General features: G+C 46.3%; 18 protein-coding genes. 7 read left to right on the top strand and 11 right to left on the bottom strand.

The annotated features are described in order from the left end of the window. Positions 1 to 190 precede the first annotated feature (190 nt). A complete protein-coding gene (locus tag ACYP03_RS03685; protein ID WP_459778536.1) occupies positions 191 to 1,369 on the bottom strand; it encodes a LysM peptidoglycan-binding domain-containing protein in 1,179 nt (392 codons plus the stop codon). 362 nt (positions 1,370 to 1,731) lie between these two features. On the opposite strand from ACYP03_RS03685, the gene ACYP03_RS03680 reads away from it, so the two are divergent. The 3 genes from ACYP03_RS03680 to ACYP03_RS03670 all read left to right on the top strand — a co-directional run bounded on the left by ACYP03_RS03680 (position 1,732) and on the right by ACYP03_RS03670 (position 4,553). Beyond that, entirely contained in the window at positions 1,732 to 2,319 is a 588-nt protein-coding gene (locus tag ACYP03_RS03680) for a phospholipid scramblase family protein (protein WP_248142439.1), read from the top strand. Positions 2,320 to 2,470: 151 nt separating this feature from the next. Beyond that, positions 2,471 to 3,130, top strand: coding sequence for a glutathione S-transferase family protein (locus ACYP03_RS03675; protein ID WP_459778534.1), 660 nt, complete (start codon positions 2,471 to 2,473; stop codon positions 3,128 to 3,130). A gap of 154 nt (positions 3,131 to 3,284) precedes the next feature. Next, positions 3,285 to 4,553, top strand: a complete 1,269-nt coding sequence (locus ACYP03_RS03670) for a DEAD/DEAH box helicase (protein ID WP_459778532.1) — start codon at positions 3,285 to 3,287, stop codon at positions 4,551 to 4,553. A gap of 78 nt (positions 4,554 to 4,631) precedes the next feature. Here the strand turns inward: ACYP03_RS03670 and ACYP03_RS03665 are convergent, their stop codons facing one another. Together ACYP03_RS03665 and ACYP03_RS03660 are read right to left on the bottom strand one after the other, a co-directional pair. Continuing rightward, positions 4,632 to 5,501 carry a lipase secretion chaperone gene (locus ACYP03_RS03665; RefSeq protein ID WP_459778531.1) on the bottom strand — a complete coding sequence of 290 codons (870 nt, stop codon included), beginning with the start codon at positions 5,499 to 5,501 and terminating at the stop codon, positions 4,632 to 4,634. Between the two features lie 3 nt (positions 5,502 to 5,504). Next, positions 5,505 to 6,413 carry an esterase/lipase family protein gene (locus tag ACYP03_RS03660; protein WP_459778813.1) on the bottom strand — a complete coding sequence of 303 codons (909 nt, stop codon included), beginning with the start codon at positions 6,411 to 6,413 and terminating at the stop codon, positions 5,505 to 5,507. A 596-nt stretch (positions 6,414 to 7,009) separates the two neighbouring features. On the opposite strand from ACYP03_RS03660, the gene ACYP03_RS03655 reads away from it, so the two are divergent. Both ACYP03_RS03655 and ACYP03_RS03650 read left to right on the top strand, forming a co-directional pair. After that, entirely contained in the window at positions 7,010 to 8,983 is a 1,974-nt protein-coding gene (locus ACYP03_RS03655) for a starch-binding protein (RefSeq protein ID WP_459778530.1), read from the top strand. 219 nt (positions 8,984 to 9,202) lie between these two features. Continuing rightward, entirely contained in the window at positions 9,203 to 10,531 is a 1,329-nt protein-coding gene (locus tag ACYP03_RS03650) for a D-serine ammonia-lyase (protein WP_459778529.1), read from the top strand. A 34-nt stretch (positions 10,532 to 10,565) separates the two neighbouring features. On the opposite strand, the gene ACYP03_RS03645 is transcribed toward ACYP03_RS03650, so the two are convergent. From ACYP03_RS03645 to ACYP03_RS03610, 8 genes are all read right to left on the bottom strand, one after another. After that, entirely contained in the window at positions 10,566 to 11,234 is a 669-nt protein-coding gene (locus ACYP03_RS03645) for a hypothetical protein (RefSeq protein WP_459778528.1), read from the bottom strand. Further along, on the bottom strand, positions 11,164 to 11,721 hold the full coding sequence (locus ACYP03_RS03640; protein WP_459778527.1) for a hypothetical protein: 558 nt from the start codon (positions 11,719 to 11,721) through the stop codon (positions 11,164 to 11,166). The genes ACYP03_RS03645 and ACYP03_RS03640 overlap by 71 nt, the downstream gene beginning before the upstream one ends. A 77-nt stretch (positions 11,722 to 11,798) precedes the next feature. Then, positions 11,799 to 12,425 carry a hypothetical protein gene (locus ACYP03_RS03635; protein WP_248142430.1) on the bottom strand — a complete coding sequence of 209 codons (627 nt, stop codon included), beginning with the start codon at positions 12,423 to 12,425 and terminating at the stop codon, positions 11,799 to 11,801. Positions 12,426 to 12,801: 376 nt separating this feature from the next. Continuing rightward, on the bottom strand, positions 12,802 to 13,533 hold the full coding sequence (locus ACYP03_RS03630; RefSeq protein ID WP_459778526.1) for a hypothetical protein: 732 nt from the start codon (positions 13,531 to 13,533) through the stop codon (positions 12,802 to 12,804). Between the two features lie 255 nt (positions 13,534 to 13,788). Beyond that, complete coding sequence (locus tag ACYP03_RS03625) at positions 13,789 to 14,562, bottom strand: helix-turn-helix domain-containing protein (protein ID WP_459778525.1); 774 nt, start codon at positions 14,560 to 14,562, stop codon at positions 13,789 to 13,791. Positions 14,563 to 15,085: 523 nt separating this feature from the next. Beyond that, entirely contained in the window at positions 15,086 to 16,297 is a 1,212-nt protein-coding gene (locus ACYP03_RS03620; RefSeq protein ID WP_459778524.1) for a type II toxin-antitoxin system HipA family toxin, read from the bottom strand. Between the two features lie 2 nt (positions 16,298 to 16,299). Then, positions 16,300 to 16,554 carry a helix-turn-helix transcriptional regulator gene (locus ACYP03_RS03615; protein ID WP_330959971.1) on the bottom strand — a complete coding sequence of 85 codons (255 nt, stop codon included), beginning with the start codon at positions 16,552 to 16,554 and terminating at the stop codon, positions 16,300 to 16,302. A 254-nt stretch (positions 16,555 to 16,808) separates the two neighbouring features. After that, positions 16,809 to 17,333 (bottom strand): NUDIX hydrolase, encoded by a 525-nt coding sequence (locus ACYP03_RS03610; protein WP_459778523.1) that lies wholly within the window; start codon positions 17,331 to 17,333, stop codon positions 16,809 to 16,811. Positions 17,334 to 17,530: 197 nt separating this feature from the next. Between ACYP03_RS03610 and galE the strand changes: the two genes are divergently transcribed. Together galE and ACYP03_RS03600 are read left to right on the top strand one after the other, a co-directional pair. Then, the gene (gene galE / locus ACYP03_RS03605) at positions 17,531 to 18,553 is read left to right on the top strand and encodes a UDP-glucose 4-epimerase GalE (protein WP_248142424.1); all 1,023 of its coding nucleotides are present in this window, start codon (positions 17,531 to 17,533) and stop codon (positions 18,551 to 18,553) included. Positions 18,554 to 18,755: 202 nt separating this feature from the next. Then, entirely contained in the window at positions 18,756 to 20,627 is a 1,872-nt protein-coding gene (locus tag ACYP03_RS03600; protein ID WP_459778522.1) for a PhoX family protein, read from the top strand. The last annotated feature ends 47 nt before the right edge of the window (positions 20,628 to 20,674 follow it).

Here is a 20,674-nt window from a genome sequence, read left to right as displayed (position 1 = left end):
GAACGAATCTATGGCAGAATTTGTATCGTGAGCTGAGTGAACCAGCTTTGCTTACAGGGTCAGAGAGCTGAATCTTCACGAGGTTCAGCTCTCTGTTTTGAGGCTCTGCGACCACCGTAAGTTTGCATTCATCATGTGGCTCAACTCAGCGATAAATTTTCTAATACATTACTGTCTGCCTCATCAATATTTATACTTTGCTTAGAAGTCCGGCATTCACTATTGGGGCACGGAGGGGAACTTTGCTGTCAGGCTGAATATGCAGCAGTCCGGGCATGATATAGCGTTGTCTGAACGTTCCCCAGACATTTCCGAAAGGGTAGGCCTTGCCGGTTTCAAACTCAGATAGTGGTGAAGGAATATCCTGCCGTTTGTGGACTGAACTGCTGCGTGGTGCTGAGACGCACAGCATGTCACCAATCTGAAGCCGGAGTGGGTTGTCATTGTATGCCGGATTCAAATCCAATAGTTGTTTGGCAGACAGGCCATGTTTTTGGGCAATTTCAGGCCAGCTCTCTCGTTGGCGGCTGTCTGGATCCATTTTAACTTTGTAGTAGGCAGACTTCCGGTCACTGCAGGCATGATGTGTTGTGATGTCGCGTGCCATGAACGCTTGTGTGCGGCTGGCAATGATACTTTTTAAATCAAGTGGCGTTGTATGTTCCTCCAGCCAACTCTGGGAGAGTTTTGAAAATTCATCACGCGATAGTTTTTGTTTTCGGTACAGAATGAATTGGCCGGTCATTGTCTTTCCTTCAATTTTGAAGGGCAGTAAGAGACTGGAGGAATGATGTTCTGAGGCCAGTTCATCGGTAAGTGTGTTAGCGTCTGAACCGGTCAGATAGAAACTCCAGCGGTCTTCGCCGGTCAGTTTGAATTCCTGGTAGAGCTTGTGATCAACAAAGTAATAAAAATACCCGGTTGTTGGCCATCCCAGCATATCTTCCTGCTGTACAGCCAGTTTCACAGGCAGAAATACAGCATTGATGTGTCCTCTGCCTTTGGGCTGTGGATGAATATCAAACTCTTTTGCAAAGCCGGCATGCTGGAAACGCTCATGGAGCAGTTTTTTTTCTTCTTGTTCCACACAAAGTGCAGTCAGTGTGGTTAACCCATGAGATGTTTGAGCGTGTTGCCAGTTGATGACTGTTTTTTCATTGTGAGTCCTTTTCAGTGACCAGAACCCTGTCTGCAATGAACTGAGTTCATCCGCTGTGCAATAGATCTGAATGTTGCACTCAAACTCAGCGGTTTGCTGCTGAGTTTCACTGAGTGTTTTTACCGGCATCGGAGAACTTCGGGGCACGGGCTCCAGTGGCTGATAACCCGCCGGAACATATTTTGCTGGTCGGTTGTGTATATAGGACATGTAAAATATGCAACAAGGTGAATTTTGCTGATTTTACGCCTGTAATCTACTGAATGAAATGCTAATTTATCAGTCAGGCTGTCATTTATAGCTGTTTTTCTCACTATATTTGCAGTGAAATTGATATTCGGGCTTTGAGTTGCATTTTTTTACTGCTTTTCGAATGGAGATCTAACTGAAATTTGTTTCAATGTTTTGCTGTAGATGTCGCCTGAGTAATTCGGGCCAGGCTGTTTTTCATTCCAGAGCAAAGTGTTACCGCTTGGTAGGCTGAGTCTGTATCGATAAACACCGCCATTGATTTTATGGGGGCGGAATTTCGCTTTCTGTGTTTCTTTAAAAACTCTTCCGGATATTAACCAATGAGCGAAGTTATCAATCAAAACCTTTTTTTAGTAAAAGAACATGTCGGCGTGCTGAAAGCAGCCAATAACTATGACATTCATGATCCGTCAACCGGCAATGTGATTATGGAATGCCGTGAACCGAACCTGGGCTTTTTTACCAAACTGTTTCGGTTTACCGATTATAAAATCATGACGCCTTTCGATATTCAAATCGTAACACCGGGTGGTGAGCCGATTGTGCGTGTACAGCGTGGCGTGTCATTGTTTCTGGGAAAAGTGACAGTTCGGGATAAAGACAATCAGGTGATTGGCGGCTTTAAGCCTAAGTTGTTCACGATTGGCGGTAAATTTGATGTGCTGGACAAAGATGACAATGTTATTTGTGAACTGAAAGGTAAGTGGACCGGCTGGGATTTCAAATTTAACCAGGGCGATAAAGAACTGGCGCATGTCTCGAAAGAATGGGCTGGTCTCGGGAAAGAGCTGTTCACCAGTGCAGACAACTATGTGCTGAAACTATCTGAAGATATTCCGGCTGGCGATAATATGCGGAAGCTGATTCTGGCTGCGGTCATGTGTATCGATATGGTTCTGAAAGAATAAGATTACCGGATTTCCAGGGGATTTGGTCTGTTGACAGATACCCATTCGATTTTCTGATGTGTGTTATCAAAATTATGCGTTAGTCATCATATTGTTGAGTGCGTAGAGTGAAGCGCAGGGACACAACGTGCATTCAAGATGAGGACGACACATGCAATTGATTATCGCCAATAAGAACTACTCCAGTTGGTCACTGCGCGGCTGGCTGATGCTGACTCAGAATGGCATTCAGTTTGAAGAAGAAAAGCTGGTGCTGTTCAAGGACAGTTTTTATCGCACGCTGGAAGTTTATACCCCGGCGGCGAAAGTACCGGTTCTGATTGATGGTGAGGTGACCGTCTGGGACTCGCTGGCGATTTGTGAATATGTAAATGAAGCGCACTGTGATGGACAAGCGTGGCCACAACATACAGTGGCGCGCGCAAAAGCCCGTGCACTCAGTTGTGAAATGCACTCCGGTTTTACAGCATTACGAAATGAAATGCCCATGAACTGTCGGGCGAAACGTCAGGTTGAGTTGTCGGAAGCCGCGAAAAAAGATATTGCCCGGATTGATCAGATTTGGCGCGAGCAGATGACGGAGTATGGCGATCAGGGGGGCTGGCTGTTTGGGCAGTGGAGTATTGCTGACTGTATGTTTGCGCCTGTTGTTTTGCGATTCATCACTTACGGTATTGAGGTTTCAGAACTCAGCCAGCGTTATATGACTCAGGTGCTGCAGTCTCCGGCGATTCGTCTCTGGCTGGAAGGCGCGTTTCAGGAAACGGATATCGTCCCTGAGGATGAAGCCGGTATCGAAATCGAGTCATGAATTCTTGAAAGAATGAAGATTGAATTGCCCCTTCTGAATATTCCGGTGGGGCGTTTTTGTAATATTTCATACCAGCTTCCTGAGTCCGTGATACACTCCCGCGTTCACGTAGAGCCAGCTCTACTTCAAGCGATCAGAACTACAGAGACGATACATGCCATTCTCTAAACTTGGACTCAGCAACGCACTCGTTCAGGCCGTAACTGAGTTAGGTTATACCAAACCGACCATGATTCAGAACAAAGCCATTCCGGTGATTTTGCAGGGACAGAACCTTATTGCTGCAGCCCAGACCGGTACCGGTAAAACGGCCAGTTTTGTGTTGCCAATTCTGGAAAAACTGAGCAAAGGTCAGACGCAACGGAAAAAACGTGTACGTGCGTTAATTCTGGCACCAACCCGTGAACTGGCAGTGCAGGTGGAAGAGAAGGTCAGAGACTACGGAAAGCATCTGGGGCTGACCTCGCTGGCAATGTACGGCGGCGTGGACGAACAGCAACAGAAAGCGCGTTTGATTGAAGGTGTGGATGTGCTGGTGGCGACACCAGGCCGGCTGATTGATCTCTATGGCCAGCGGGCTGTGTATTTCGAAGAAATCGAAATTGTGGTGCTGGACGAAGCCGACCGCATGCTCGACATGGGTTTCATCGATGCTATTAACAAGATTTTAGACCGACTGCCTGAACAGGTTCAGTTCTTGCTGTTTTCGGCAACTTTGTCGCATAAAGTTCGTGAACTGGCGAAATCTGCGGTCAGTGATCCGCACGAAATTACGATTGCTGCCAATCAGGCATCTAAATCAAATATTGAACAGTGGCTGATCACCGTCGACAAAGATCAGAAATCGGCACTGCTGAGCCATCTGATTCAAGAAAATCAGTGGGATCAGGCGCTGATCTTTATTGAAACCAAGCACGGTGCTGCCAAGCTGGCATCTCAGCTTGAGAAGCGTGGTATCCAGGCTGAAGCCTTCCACAGTGGCCGCAGTCAGACGATTCGTGCTCAACTGCTGGAAGATTTTAAATCCGGGAAGATTCAGTATCTGATTGCGACTGGCGTGGGTGCCCGAGGCATTGATATTGAAGAGCTGCCGCGCGTTGTGAACTATGATCTGCCTTTCCCGGCGGATGAGTATGTTCACCGGATCGGTCGTACTGGTCGTGCAGATGCATCAGGTGAAGCGATTTCTTTCGTTTCAAAAGACAATTTCAAGAACCTGTGCATGATTGAAAGTCGTCTGGGCCACCTGATTGAACGCCGCGAAGTGGAAGGGTTTACCCCGAAAAAACCGGTGCCGGTTTCAATTCTGAACTATGTCCCAAAGAATAAGGCGACCAAGGTTCAGACGCCCAAGGATAAGGCGGCTGTGAACAAAGCCTCTCAGAATAGAGCACCCGGGAATAAGCGTCCTAAAAAAGACTGATTGAACAATGAGCCATCAGAAACCCCGGTCAGATGACCGGGGTTTTTTATTGGGTGCGATTCAAAATGCCCCTGGTTCTCAATCGATTGATTGTCCACTCTGTGCATCACGCATGGATTCCAATGCTTTGACCCGACGGCGTTGGCTTGTCGTAAAAGTGTTGTTTCTCAGGGACTCGAGGGCGAATTGCTGTTCCGCTGAAGCCATTCCTGAATCTGCCTGAATCATTTCCCGTTGTTCAAAATACTCATCCAATTGTGTCTGAAATGCCGCTCGTTTTTGACTGAGCTGTGCCAGGCGATCTGCCGCTTCAGGTCCGACTAATGCCTGCTGGCTCAGGTAGCGCTCCTGCGGATCCATCGACTGGGTGGATTGTAACTGAGCCAGCAGGCTGGCGTTGCGATAGCTTTCCTGCATGACGGGGGGCAGGTTATCCAGTTCTTGTTGCCAGGCGTTGAGATAGGCTTCCTGATCCTGGGTTTGCTGTTTGAGTTCCAGCTTTCGCAGTGCCAGATCCCGCTGGAGATTTTCTTCGGCAAACAGCCGTTGCTGCTCTTCATATGAAAAGAACTGAAGTTGTGCCTGAATCAGCTGATCATTCAGTTGCCTCAGGGCATCGGCATCCAGCTGATTGGTATTGCCCGGGTCGAGATCCCGCAATGCGGCTCGGTATTGAATGAATCGTTCGAACAGATCTTCGTCGAATTGGTAGGCGGTTGCCTGCTGGGCATTATAGGAGCGGAAGTGTTCTCTGAGTGTATCGATGTCCGCCTCACCGAGACCCGACAGAAAATAGTCGAAGGTATCGCGGGCGGAATCGGTATCAATTTGGGTGTCCTGCTGAGAGGGCACCTGAGTCACAGTCGGTTCGGAGGTCTGTGAGTTGTAGGTATAGACCGCACCCGCAGTCAGAACAACACAGATGAGTGAAAGTACGGTCTTTTTCAAAACTTATAATCCTTGTAATTGCAGGCGGTTTGCGTGCTGGCGATAAAGCGTGGTCGGTGCCGTTTCGAACAGATGAGTAATGCCAAGCAAGCCGTTAATTTCATCCAGGTGATTCATTTTGTAATCATTCCGGATGACTTTACCCAAGTGCGTGCTGCATTGACCGACGAGGCCGTCATTCGGATTGTTGAATCCAAGCCCCAGGATTGTCATTGCGGCATCAATTGGATCCAACGCATTGGTGAAATTGCTGGTCCCGGTCCAGGAGTAGTAATACACACCATTGGCAGCAACATAATCACCCTCGCCACAGGCGGACTCCGGGATCCCTTCCGGGTACTTTTGATTGAATGCCAGCGACCCTTCAGTGGTCAGTGCGGCCAGAGAAGCCAGCGGATCCTGAGGCAGATCACTGCCACCGGATAACAGATTGATCATGCTGACCAGTCCTTCAGCCAGTTTGACTGCGATCCCTTCCGGAATTGAGCCTTCCGGGACGGCACCACGAACAATATCTGCAATCCGTGATCCCTTATTCACGCCACCGATACTGGTGACTGAAGCGACCATCTCCGGTGCTACAGAAGCCACGTAACGTGCAGTTGGTCCGCCATGACTGTGTCCGATCAGGTTAACTTTTTCCGCGCCGGTAATCGCGAGTACATCTTCCACCTGAGCCAGTAACTGCTCGCCACGAAGCTCTGTGCTGTTGGTTGCAGAGATCTGAGCAACGAATACTTTTGCACCATCTTTGTTGAGTGCATGCGGAATCCCGTAGAAATAATCAATTCCGGCAATGGAATCAAAACCAAACAAGCCATGAACCAGCACAATCGGATATTTGGTTGCAGTGTATCCCTTTTGGGATACGCCCGATGTACTGGTACTTGCCTGACTGGTAAAGCTTGCCATGCAGAAAATGAGCAGGGTAATGAATTGTTTCAATGTCTATCTCCTTGTCAGACCTCCGATGAGCAATAGGTTAATACTAAATTTGATGCATTGGAGAAAATGTTGCCATTTTGTGATCGGTGATCTGATTTGTTCACATGTGTGAAACATTTATTTATTTGAATGCTTCGGTAAACGAGTGAGGTCTGATGGCTCTTTTGGACAGCTGCAGTGTCGTCAGACCATCGTGAAGGCTCAAAATAGATACGGCTTGATATATCTTTATTTTTGAATAAATAAAAATATCATCAATTCAGAGATTGTATTTATGCGAACTGCTCATTCAGAGACAATATGATTTCAATATGAATTCGAAAATTTCATCATGGATTGAGTTGAATAATTTAACTGATATATCACATTCTTAATGCTGTACAAACCGTGATCCGAATACTTGAAAATATTTCTTTTATGACACCGAAGCAGATACGATTCACATCGTTTTAATCTGGTTAAAGCACTTTTGTGTCCTTTATCTACAGTGTTTGTGGCTTTTTGACAGGAAGCTGTGAAATAAAAAACTGAATGTACCTACAACCAAGAGATAAGGAAAAATAATGAAATTTAAAAAATATTTTCCTGCCGGGCTTCTATTCTGCAGTGGATTGCTGAGTGCCACACCGACGATGGCAGAGGTGGTGCCCAGAACGGCCTTCGTTCATCTGTTTGAGTGGCGTTGGGATGATGTCGCGACTGAATGTGAAACTTTTCTGGGCCCGAAAGGATTTTCGGCCGTGCAGGTGTCGCCACCCCAGAAAAGTGTGGATCATTCAGCCTGGTGGGCCCGGTATCAACCTATCAGTTACTCCTTTGAAGGCAGAAGTGGTACGCGTGCACAGTTTGTCGATATGGTGCAGCGCTGTAAAGCCGCTGGGGTTGATATTTATCTGGATGCGGTGATTAACCACATGGCTGCACAAGACAGATATTTTCCGGAAGTACCTTTTAATGCGAATGATTTCCATACCTGTACCGGTGACATCAACTACAGCGATCGCTGGTCAATTCAAAACTGCGATTTAGTTGGCCTGAATGATTTAAAAACTGAGTCTGACTATGTGCGCCAGAAAATTGCAGATTATATGAACGACGCTATCAGTATGGGCGTGGCGGGTTTCAGGATTGATGCGGCTAAACATATTCCAGCGGCTGATATTGCCGCAATTAAGAATAAACTGAATGGGAATCCATACATATTTCAGGAAGTGATCGGCTCAGCAGGAGAGCCCGTCAAAACCAGTGAATATACGTATATTGGTGACGTGACTGAGTTTAATTTTGCCCGGACGATTGGCCCGAAGTTTAAAAATGGCGGGATTAAAGATCTGAACGGCATCGGTTCATGGAGCGGTTGGCTGCCCAGTGACAGTGCTGTTACCTTTGTGACCAATCATGATGAAGAACGTCATAATCCTGGACAGGTCCTGAGCCATCAGGATTTCGGGAATCTGTATTTTCTCGGAAACGTGTTTACACTGGCCTATCCCTATGGCTACCCGAAAATTATGTCGGGTTACTATTTTAACGATTTTGATGCGGGCCCCCCTTCAACGGGTGTGCACTCAGGTAATGCCTGCGGTTTTGACGGCGGAGACTGGGTGTGTGAACACAAGTGGCGGGGGGTCGCAAATATGGTGGCTTTTCGTAATCATACGGCGGCTGAATTCCGCGTCACGAACTGGTGGGATGACGGGAATAACCAGATTGCCTTTGGCCGCGGTGGACTTGGGTTTGTCGTGATCAACCGGGATGACTCGAAAGGGATCAATCAGACCTTGCTGACCGGGATGCCGGCTGGTGAATATTGCGACATTATTGCGGGTAATTTTGATGAGCAGTCCGGCAGCTGTAGCGGCCCGACGGTGCAGGTTGACAGTCAGGGATATGCACATATTACCGTCAGCGCTCATGATGCAGCAGCGATTCATGTGGGTGCGAAAGTCGGGCAGGGATGTACCATCGGCTGTGGGGACACAGGTGGCAGTTCAAACACGAAAGTCTGTTTCGACAATCAGCAAAATTTCAGCCAGCCGACTCTGTATTACTGGAATGTTTCTGCTTCGGAACCAGTGGCAAATGCGTCTTGGCCGGGAGTCGCAATGTCCGCTGAAGGTGGTCGTTACTGTCATGATTTTGGTGTGAATCTGGTCAGTCTGAATGTTATTTTCAGCGATCAGGGAAACAATCAGAGCGCAGATCTGAGTCCATCGAATCCGAATCTTTGTTATCAGAGCGGGGTCTGGACGGCACTTACAAATTGTTTGTCTGCCCCCACTGGGGGAGAACAAATCTGGTATTTCCGGGGGACATCAAACGGCTGGGGACTGACACAAATGCAATATGATGCGCAGTCCGGGCTTTATCGTACGACCCAAAGCTTTAATGGTGAAGATTCGCCAGCCCGCTTTAAAATTGATGATGGTAACTGGTCTGAATCTTATCCGTCTGCGGATTATCAGGTGGGTGATCACGCAACTTATTTGATCACGTTTGACGGGAACACCAAGGCGATGTCGGTATCGCCGCAATAGCTTCTTCGTACAACTTCGTATAACAAATATTATCTTCATACAAAACGAAATCATCTCTCCCGGCCTAAGCATTGGCCGGGAGAATGTCTGTTAATCTGCGTCATTGCTGAGGTGCTCACAACACCACAGAGTACGACTTTGTTTTTTTTGCCTTCCCCTCTAGAATCGCTCAAAGCGCGATTTGTGAATCATTTTATATTGCTAAAGAGGGAACCAGCGATGACAAAGTTTGATATTCCAACCCTGACCACCCAGTTTCCTTTAGTCAGTCAATTGGTGGCATTGGAAGAGGTTTGCTGGTTCAACCCCCATATCACTTCTCTGAGTGAAGGTCTGCCTTTTGTCGGGTTGGATGCTGAGGATATTCAGGATGCCAGTGACCGGTTGTCTCGTTTCGCTCCATTTTTGATGAAAGCATTTCCGGATACAGCAAAAACACAGGGCATCATTGAATCTGAACTGGCTGAGATTCCAGCCATGAAAGTCAGCATGGAAGCGACATATGGAACAAAGATTCCGGGACGTCTGATGCTGAAAAAAGACAGCCATCTTCCGATCTCCGGTTCGATTAAAGCGCGTGGCGGGATCTATGAAGTGCTGACGCATGCGGAGAAACTGGCTGTGAATGCCGGGTTGCTCTCTGAATCAGATGATTACAGCCAGCTTTTGAGTGATGAATTCCGTCAATTCTTCAGCCAATACAGTATTGCAGTCGGTTCAACCGGAAATCTGGGGATGTCGATTGGCATCATCAGTGCAAAACTGGGCTTTTCCGTGACTGTACACATGTCGGCAGATGCCCGGGAATGGAAAAAAGCGAAGTTGCGATCTCATGGCGTGAATGTTGTGGAGTATGAACAGGATTACGGCGTCGCGGTGGAGCAGGGAAGGAAAGCGGCGGAGCAAGATGCCCGGTGTTTTTTTATTGATGATGAAAACTCACGCACGCTTTTTCTAGGGTACTCAGTTGCGGGCGAGCGCGTCAGAAAACAGTTTGATGAACTGGGGATTGCGGTTGATGCCAATCACCCGTTATTTGTTTATTTGCCGTGTGGCGTTGGCGGCGGACCTGGCGGTGTTGCGTTTGGTCTGAAGATGGCCTTCGGTAATCATGTACATTGTATTTTTGCTGAGCCGACGCACTCTCCTTGTATGTTGCTCGGGGTCCATACGGGATTACATGATGATATTTCTGTTCAGGAATTAGGAATCGATAATATCACCGCTGCAGATGGTCTCGCGGTTGGCAGGGCATCAGGATTTGTTGGCCGGGCGATGGAGCGTCTGATTGATGGTTATTACACACTGTCAGATAAACATATGTATCAGCTGTTGGGACAACTGAATCAAAGTGAAGGGATTCAGCTGGAGCCATCAGCCCTTGCGGGGATGTCCGGGCCGATGCATGTGTCTGAAGCAGTGGAATATCAAGAGAGGCTTCAACTGACACCAGAAAAACTCCGTCATGCCACACACCTGGTTTGGGCTACCGGTGGCGGTATGGTGCCGGCAGAGGAAATGGCCGCCTATCTGGCAAAATCTGCGTAAATATACTTTACCGGGCAAGTGCATGACTTGCCCGTTATGAAAACTGAAAAGAGAGCGGGGTCGATTCTGTACCAGGCTGACCGCCACACATGACGATATTCAGTTTTTTTTGCCCTGTAATCCTGAATGGTGTCAGACTGGCATTGATATTGTGCGTATGAATGACTGCGCCTTCTCTTACACGTAAATCGGTGCAAAGATAGAAGGTCTCTGAAAGCAGAAATGCCACCGGCGTATTGAATGCCAGCGGCTGTCGAGCAATCATTCTCCCATTTTTAAGCAGAACGACCTCCGTATATTTACTGGCCACTGTTTTCGTGAAAAACACCTGTTCCGTATGACAGCTGATACGCAAACCCTGATTTTCTGTTTCGGGGAGATGACGTGGGGGCAAAGGCATGGCAGCACTATAGTTACCATGAGGATCTGCCAGTTGATAGCTGTATCCCCATTCAATACAAAAAGGATGGTTCCATCGGTACTGGCACTGCTGAATGACGGTCCAGGCAATTAAATTTTCTGAATTTTCAACCTGAGTTTGTTGAAAAATCGTCACACTGGGCCTGTGAATATTCAGCGACAAATTCTTAAAACAGATATCGGTGTGCATGTTTGCCCCTTGAAGCAAGTTTTTAGTTGGTGCTTTCCAGTATGCTGTTGAATCCCATGATATAACCCAGCTCTTCTCTTTGGAAACGGTCAAGTCCGTACTTAATATTCACGCGCAGATGCACATAAGAAAAGTTTGTTTCCAGTGAGATCCAGCCACTTACAGTGAAATCTGAGCTTGGTTCGCTGCTGGCAGAGGTTAAATCATTGTTTGGCGACGTCGGATCTGCAATTGCTGAGGTAGAAACTTGCGTTGTCGTCTCAGTACTGGTGGCAGCTGTGTCTTTTTGTGACGTTGTCACTGTGTCAGGAGATTCGCTGTTTACTGTACTGATTGTATCTGATTGAGGGGCGGGGATATCCAGTTTCCCCTGCATAGCTGTCAATGCCGGGATCACATTGCTGATGCCTTTTTTATTTTTGGTGTAGTCGGTAATCGTCACGGCAGCAGAGACAAAAGTGCCGTTGTCGTCGTATTGAGGCAGCGCGGAAATTTCGATCCCGTTGTAAGGTGGAGTGCTGCTTGCTTGTGCTCTCCAGTCACCAGAATGCCAGGTTTGAGTTGTGGGTGTATCAGCCATGATGTTTTCCTTATGACAAAGTTAATGAGAAAAACAGGTGTTACCCGGATGGGTGAGTAACACCTGTACAGCTGTTGTTATTTGTTGATGTTTTCCAGATGGAATTCAAATGGTGATGCGGTCGGGCCGGAACCACCACCCGTCATCACCAGATCGGCACTTTGAACACCAAACAGGTTAATTTCTGTGTTCACCTGTTGAATAATAGCCGAATTCATCACTTCTCCCTCAACAACTTGAGAAACAACGCCGACAAAGATACTTGGATGAAATTGGAAGACACCTTTTTGACCCGGAGAGACATTGGTTTTTGCAGCCAGCAGTTTACCGTCACGGTAAATATTGGCATTAATGGCACCACTGGTCAGGTTATTCCGAACTTCGACTTCCTGTTGAGAAACGGATGGTGTGGATGCAAGACGAATGACATCACCTGAAGTGTCTTTCACCATTTCATAAGCCTGGCCATCGTAAGCCGTCATTTGCGGCGTGAAGTTGCCGTAGGAATCGCTGGCACAGACTTCAAATTTTAATGGGTAGACAAATGGGTGATTGTCATTTCGGCCACAGTTTTGAATTACACGCCATGCAATGGCAATTTCATCAAAACTTTCAGCAACGTTTTTCTGGAAAACAACCACTTCACTGTTATTGACATCGTTTGAACGGTTAATGAAATTCAGTTTGATTGAATCTTGTGACATAGTCTGTATCCTTATTGAAGTTTAACTGACGTTTTGTTGTACATTCAGTGTTTTGTATCACTGCTGAGGTACACACTTAAATTAGACGGTTTTATTGAATAAAACCTTTGTGAGCATATTGAAACGCTTTGATTTTTACACAGATTTTTTCATCTTTATCTTTTCCGGATTGTGGTCAGCCAGAGTGGTATCTCACATGATTTACAGCGATGGCAGGTAACATTATAGAGATACAGAATGAACGTCTGAATGAACGTTTGATTTGATGTGAGGAGATTATCGTGCTAAAAGGAGGAACAAGAAAATCCATCTGAATTACAAATGGATTTATCGTAGAATTAGAATCTTTGAAAGATCAGGTGATTAATTGAATGAGTTATTTCGACAACAATACCCATAACCCCGGCATTGTATAATTAGTGTTATTGAGTTTAATCGATGATTGTTTATTTAACTTATCATTTGCGACATCATATACAGTACCAGAAGCTGGGTCATAAATATTACAAGTGTCTAGTGTCTTGACGCAGACTGATAACCAGTGCATTCCACCAGGATGCTGAACTAATAGCAGGTGAACATCACTGTTTTCAGGAACAGCATAGTCCGAAGCCTCAGTGACTTTGATGTCATTATTAATGCCATTGATGAGTGATTTCTCTGTATCAAACAGATTGTCTTTGAACCCCTGGTTTGCAGATTGATTGATGCTGCTGAAGGTTTCGCTAGCAGCGCTGGTGTAATAAAAATTTATTTTTTTTCCATTTTGTCCGTTAAATTCATACGCAACCTTACACATTGCTGAGGGTGCATTCTGTTGACTGCTGTTGAAAGTGTAATATGTTGCAGTGTGTTGTTGGAAATCAATTGTTAAATTCCCGGTGACTTTGTATGTGTTCTCAGCCGCTGTTGTTTTATTAGAATCAGCGTTTAGGTCAACTTCTTGTGCGGTACTTGTATAACCATTCGCCAAATTATTTGAATCTAATGATTTGATGCTTTTTTTGCCGGTCAAACCTAATTGACATATACATGCATTCACCGCGAATGCACCACATGAATTGTTGGTTGTTTGTGAAATATTATTGTAATCTGTAAAGTTTGACATGTTTATTCTCCAACTATTGAGTTGTTTGGGTTTTTGATTTGTTTGATTAGTGTTTCTAATCATTTTTCATCATACATGCTCTTTAAATTCATTCCTTGGCATGACTCATTGATGTCTCTGATTGATGCAATGAGATGACAGATCTGTATTTCAGTTTCGTTATAAGCCCTCGATAGAGGGCTTATGAGTGTCATATTTTATGCTGGATGTTCAATTCAGACTCAGGTGATTCCCGCGTTTTATCCTATGTAACCTTTACTCTTGCCGAATTTTGGCAGATACAGATGTCTCAGGAGGAAGATGGTTGTCTGTGGCGCTCCGGTAATTCTGTCTGAATTGAGTCGGGCATGTTTGATAGATACGTTTAAAGGCGGTAGAGAAATTATTTGAGTCCATATAGCCAACTTGCTCAGAAATCTGAACAATATTGAGTGATGAAGTCTCAAGGAGTTCAGCAGCTTTACGCATCCTTTGTTTTCGAAGCCATTCAAAAACAGTCATCCCTAAGTACTCTTTGAAGACTTGATTCAGTTTATTTCTGTTTGTTCCAAGCTTTCTGCACAATGCATCCAGTTTTATCTCTTCTGAAAGTGTTTCATTTAAGTATGAGACACATTTCTCTATTAATAGGAAGCGCTTGTCCGTTTGGTGCATAGGTTCAGTTTTATTTAAAATCGCATTGGGCGGAGTCATGAGCTGTGGACTGGTTTCTTGTTTGAATGCTGAACTAAAAATATGAGTGATTCTGTAGCGGAGCTCTTTGTCGATGAATGGGCAGCTGATGTAATCAGCGATGCCTAAATCAAAGAGTTGTTTTTTATGCGGGTACTTGTTTTCTACGATGGCGATAAATTCAGGTGTTGTATTTTGCTCTTGCTGGCACAGTATTTCTAATGCATGCTTAGTACATTTGATGTGTTCAAACCCTGTATTCACAGTATCAATGATGATCAGTTCAGGTGTGTCATAAAATTGAATGGATGGCACTTCTGAGAAATAGTACTGTTTGAAATGGATGTTTTCTTTCACAAGAAAATCTTGAAGTTCTCGTGGTGCGTCAGCGTGCTCACTTAAGAACCATGCCGTTGTATAATATTTTTTTTATTGTGTGATGTTTTCATTTTTATATCCCTAGTGTATGTGATTAATTTAATCATCAATACTTCTGACGATGTTTTTTCCTTATTTCTTCTTACATTGTTTACTTTATTTCAAATGAATCGACACCTCCTTTGAAAGCGTCACGAACAGCTTTGAGGTGTGCACTATAATTTATTTATTGACTGAGTTCTTAATTTTGAATTGAGAATGCGATTGGCGTTAATAATTTTGATAACCAACTCTATTTGAATTTAAATTTCAGTGACGAGAGAAAGGTTTTATTCACGAGGATTAGATTGATTCAGTGGAGTACAGCGAGCCAGGCAAAACATCTGCGCCACAAAATGGCTTCAATAATATAGAATCCTGCTGATTCAGTGGAACAGGCTGTTACGCTGCTGATGTTTTCTCAGCTGCGGCCATGGCACCCGTAATGGAGGAGGGGAGACCGTTATTCAAATTTACGCTTTTTGTCGTGGCGGTATGATTTCGTGCTGTAACTTGAGGCCATGACCTGTGCGACTGAATTTTCAATGGATGTCTTTAATCCTTTCATCAACAATATTTCTGATGAGCGGTTCAGGTAATCGGTAATACCCTGAGCGAGCCGTTCGATGATTCCTTCCGCATGGCGAATTCGGAAACGGGGAGACTCTGCCAGTTTGAGCAGGTGGTGTTTGTCCGGAAAAACTTTACTATTGGCGAGCTTCAGCGCCATTTTGTTGTCAATCGTGTCATAAATCAGGGTATGGGTGATATCAAAAGGCGGGGAAACAAAGATATGGTCCATCTCCTGCGAGTATTGCAACGCAAAGTTTTTCAGATGCGCGTCTCCATTACCAATCAGACAGTTGAAGACGATGTACTGATACATTTTCTCCACTTCATCCAGGCTGTTGGTGTACAGGTGTGTTGCTTTCAGCAGCGTCTCATAGCTTCCGGTATATTTCGCATCCGGATGATTCGGTTTTTTGAGTAAGGTTGTGAAGTCTTCGTATCCCAGCAATTGACCTTCCGGTTTGTCAAACCGTTCTACGATGAAGGTTTCCAGATTGTCTGATAAATAGGTTTTTGGGGGTTTCAACCCACAATAGCGGGCCGCTTCCATGCAGACGTACTCATTGACAGTCAGTAAGTGAAACTCTTCATCGTAAGATTTAACAATCAGATCTTTCTGCTCTATTGTTCTGTCCGTTTTCGGGATACTGACTTTTGGCTGAACTCCTGCCAGTGCATTGCGCAGATAATACTTTTCCAGCAACTGCGGGAAAAGTGGTGTACTGCCCTGATAAGTCAGAATTTCAGAAAGGGATACAGAATCGGCTTCGGGAAGTTGCAGTGCGCTCTGATAAGCCAGCATGCCGATACTGTGCTTACCCTGTAATGCCAGTAAGTACATATCGTTCCCCCTTGCATACCGGGCCAGTTTTTCGGCAATAAAGCGCCGGTTAAAACCTTCCGGCAGATTCTGTGTAAAGATCGGGTGCAGTGCGCCTGAAGAATAACCATCTAGATTGGGCTTGGTCATGGTCAGGGAGACATGGTGCTGTGTTTGTGTCGGCTGATAGTGGTGCACTGAACCATGGGTCAGGATCCCCAGTTCTTTATCATCCAGGCAGACTGTGATTTTTTCGATTTTCGAAGGCAGTTGGTCAAGCGCCATGCTTAATCCTCATCAAACAGGTTTTCGATGTCATCCCAGTCTGGCAGTTGGTGTTGCTTCGGTATCACCTCAAGCTGCAGGTCGACTGCGTCAAGATAACGTTCGAAAATATCCAGTGATCCGGTAAAGCGTCCGTTCTCAATTTCAGACAATGTGGTTTTGTGAATACCGGTCCGTTCTGCCATTTGTTTTTGAGTTGCGCCCAGCGCTTTTCTTGCCTGAGCGACAGCTTTTCCGATCGTGTCTCTGCTCGCCATATCTAAAACCTGTTTGCTATATGGTGAATAGTATAGTCCAATACAATTAAGTTAGCCATATAGCTAATATGAGGGTTTTCCATGCAAGAGTTAGCCATATAGCTAATAATGAGTGTTGCCTTTTTAAGTTAATGGACTTACAGAGGTGGATTTCCGATTGTTATATGGAACTCCACGTGTGTATGGATGACGGGCGATTTGATGTCTGGCGTGACTCCCGCGAAGGCGGGAACCTGATAGCGTGTGCGGAGGAATTAAGGTTGTTTCAAAACACCCAAAACCTGCATTTTCAAAAACACAGCCAGCGTCTTGGCGTCCTGTATTTCATTATCGGCGATTTTTTCAAGGAAGGTTTCAACTGACATTGTGAGTACTTCAAGGACTTCATCAGTATCAAGTTCTCCTTCTGCGGGGGTCAGGCTTTTTGCCAGAAAGAGATGCTGAACTTCATCGCAGAAGCCGGGAACGGGGAGTAGCTCTCCTAAGGATTGCCAATGCGCTGCGGCCAGGTTCGCTTCTTCTGCCAGTTCACGTTGTGCACAAGCTTGAATCGCTTCGCCCTTTTCAAGAGTCCCGGCTGGAAATTCGAGGATCCAACGGCCAATTGCGGGACGGTATTGACGTAACAAAACCAGTTCACCCTTATCGGTTAATGGCGCGATGACTACAGCACCGGGATGACGCACGGTTGTGAATGTGATATCGCGTCCGTCCGGTAGCCGGTGATCGCTTTGCTCGACGGAAAAGCCTTTCCATTGACAGAGTGTTTGTGATTTCATAGCGCCTCACAACATGAACAGAATGTTTAAAATCCAAAATATCAGTTATTTATTCTGATTGATATGAAGGTCATGCAAAAGATTCTCTGGTGCCCATTCGGCATGAAAAATGACATTATGCTCATCGTTGTTTACAGCACTCTGATATACTCGACAGCAATAGCTATCACAATGAAATACCAAGCAAGGAGAATATTATGCGCGTTCTGGTAACGGGTGGTATGGGTTACATTGGCAGTCATACTTGCGTACAGATGATTGAAGCGGGGATGACACCAATTATCGTTGATAACCTGTACAACAGTAAAAAGACCGTACTGGAGCGAATTGAAAAGCTGACTGGGACCAGACCGGCATTTTATCAGGGAGATATTCGTGATCGCGCATTTCTGGATCAGGTCCTTCGTGAAAATGACGTTGAGTCAGTGATTCATTTTGCGGGGTTAAAAGCTGTCGGTGAGTCTGTAGAAAAGCCGCTGGAATATTACGATAACAATGTGCACGGCACACTGGTATTGGTTGAAGCGATGCATGCGGCTGGTGTAAATAGCCTGATTTTCAGTTCATCAGCGACCGTGTACGGTGACCCGGCCAGTGTGCCGATTCTGGAGTCTTTTCCGACCAGTGCCACCAATCCGTACGGCCGCAGCAAACTGATGGTGGAAGAGTGTCTGACTGACATTCAGCACGCCCATCCTGAAATGAGTATCACACTGCTGCGTTATTTTAACCCGGTTGGTGCGCATGAGTCGGGTGAAATGGGTGAGGACCCGCAAGGGATTCCGAATAACCTGATGCCATTTATTGCACAGGTTGCAGTTGGCCGTCGCGAACATTTATCTGTGTTTGGTAATGATTACCCGACCGTTGATGGGACGGGTGTCCGTGATTACATTCATGTGGTCGACCTGGCCGATGGTCACATTGCAGCGCTGAAACATAAAGGAAAAGCATCGGGTCTGCATATCTATAACCTGGGGACCGGAAACGGTTTGAGCGTATTGCAAATGGTTGCGGCCTTTGCTGAAGCCGCCGCGAAAGACATCCCTTATCAGATTGCAGCGCGTCGTCCGGGTGATATTGCAGAATGCTGGGCTGATCCAAGTAAAGCGCAACAGGAACTGCAATGGACAGCGTCACGAACGGTTGAGCAGATGACTGCAGATACCTGGCGCTGGCAGTCAAAAAACCCGCAGGGATATCCGGACAGTCAAGAATGACGGTCTGAACAGAACTGTATTGATGAAACGGCCCGTTTGGGCCGTTTTTTTATTCGGTGGAATTAACTCTCTGCTTTTCAATCGATTTTCATGATTCATACATACGAGTTTCATAAAAATGTCACTGTATGAACCTATGCTCCAGCTCTTATTAAAGAGCCTGTAAGTACGCAGGCAAAAATAAAAACTCAAGGAGCATAGCATGTGGAAGCGTGATGAGCAGGACTCGCAATTCACGAAGATGATTGAAGCGAGATTATCGCGCCGTCATTTTCTGAGTGGAACGGCTGCAGCCGGGGCCGGGGCTTTTCTGGCGGTGAACCCGGTGGCAAAAGCGGTTGCCGCAACACCGAAAACGTCTCTTCTTAATTTTGAAGCCGTTCCTGCTTCTACCGCAGACACAGTGGTTGTGCCAAAAGGGTATCGGGCCACGCCGCTGATTTCCTGGGGCGATCCTATCTTTGCGGGAGCCCCTGAATTTGATCAAAGCGGCAAGCAGGACTCACATACACAAGCACGTCAGTTTGGTGATAACACGGATGGCATGAGTTTTTTCCCCATCAGCGAAGCACGCGGTGTGATGGCGATCAATAACGAATACACCAATTATGAATATCTGTTCGATCACAAAGGCGAACAGATGACAGCAGATGATGTTCGCAAAGCACAGGCAGCGGTGGGTGTCACGATTGTTGAGGTGGTTCGTAAAGACGGGCAGTGGCAGGTTGACCGCAGTGGTCAGCGTAACCGCAGGATCACAGCGAATACGCCAATGATGTTCACCGGACCGGCAGCAGGCCATGCACTGCTGAAAACCAAAGCTGATCCGGCAGGCATCAAGCCATTAGGGACGTTCAATAACTGCTCAAATGGTCAGACGCCATGGGGCACATACCTGACTTGTGAAGAGAACTTTGATGATTTCTTTGGCAGCAGTCAAAAAGGTGAAGTCTCAGCAGATCAGGCCCGTTACGGGATTTCAGCTTCTCCCAGTGACTACAAATGGCATCAGCATGATGAGCGTTTTGATGTTTTGAAACACCCGAATGAGGCAAATCGCTTTGGCTGGATCGTTGAGATCGATCCGAATGATCCGAACTCAACGCCGGTAAAAAGGACCGCTCTTGGCCGATTCAAGCATGAAAATGCTGCGCTGACGCTGAATAAAGATGGTCATGCGGTGGTATATCTTGGGGACGATGAACGTGGCGAGCATTTGTATAAGTTTGTTTCCAAGCATCGCTATCAGGCTGGAAATGATGCGGCTAATCGCAGACTGCTGGAAGAAGGAACACTGTACGTTGCCAGATTTGATATGAATGCAGACCTGAAAGGTCAGGGAAAATGGATTGAACTGACCTTTGGCAAAAATGGTTTAACGCCGGAAAACGGGTTTCAGGATCAGGCTGAAGTTTTGATTTTTGCCCGTCGCGCCGCCACACAGGTGGGGGCTACAACGATGGACCGTCCGGAATGGGTTGCAGTGCATCCGGATAACAAGCATGTCTTCTGTACACTGACGAACAATAAGAACCGTGGAAAAGAAGGCCAGCCGGTTGGCGGACCAAATCCGCGGGCCAAGAACAATTACGGCCAGATCCTTCGCTGGATGCCGCTTCATGGTGATCATGCCAATGACAGCTTTGTCTGGGATTTATACCTGATTGCGGGGAATCCGGCGGTTCACAAAAGCGATTTATATGCGGGCAGTGACAATATCAATGCACAAAACATGTTTAACAGTCCGGATGGCCTTGGTTTCGATCAATCGGGTCGTTTATGGATTCTGACCGACGGGAATTACTCGAACAAAGGCGATTTTGCCGGACAAGGTAATAATCAGATGCTGTGTGGTGATCCGTTGACTGGAGAAATCCGTCGCTTCCTGACCGGCCCGATAGCCTGTGAAATCACCGGACTGGCATTTTCACCGGATTACAAAACCATGTTTGTGGGTGTGCAGCATCCGGGAGAAGAGGGGGCGCCGTCTCACTTCCCTGATGGCGGTGACACTAAACCGCGTTCAACGATCATGATGATCACCCGTGACGATGGCGGTGTGATCGGCGCTTAATGCGGATTGACTTTACTTTATACGAAGGCCCCGGTGTTTGCCGGGGC

It is taken from the genome of Photobacterium sp. R1 (assembly GCF_054600795.1).
Note: the sequence above shows the minus strand (reverse complement) of the source record. Positions and strands in the feature narration are given on the sequence as shown.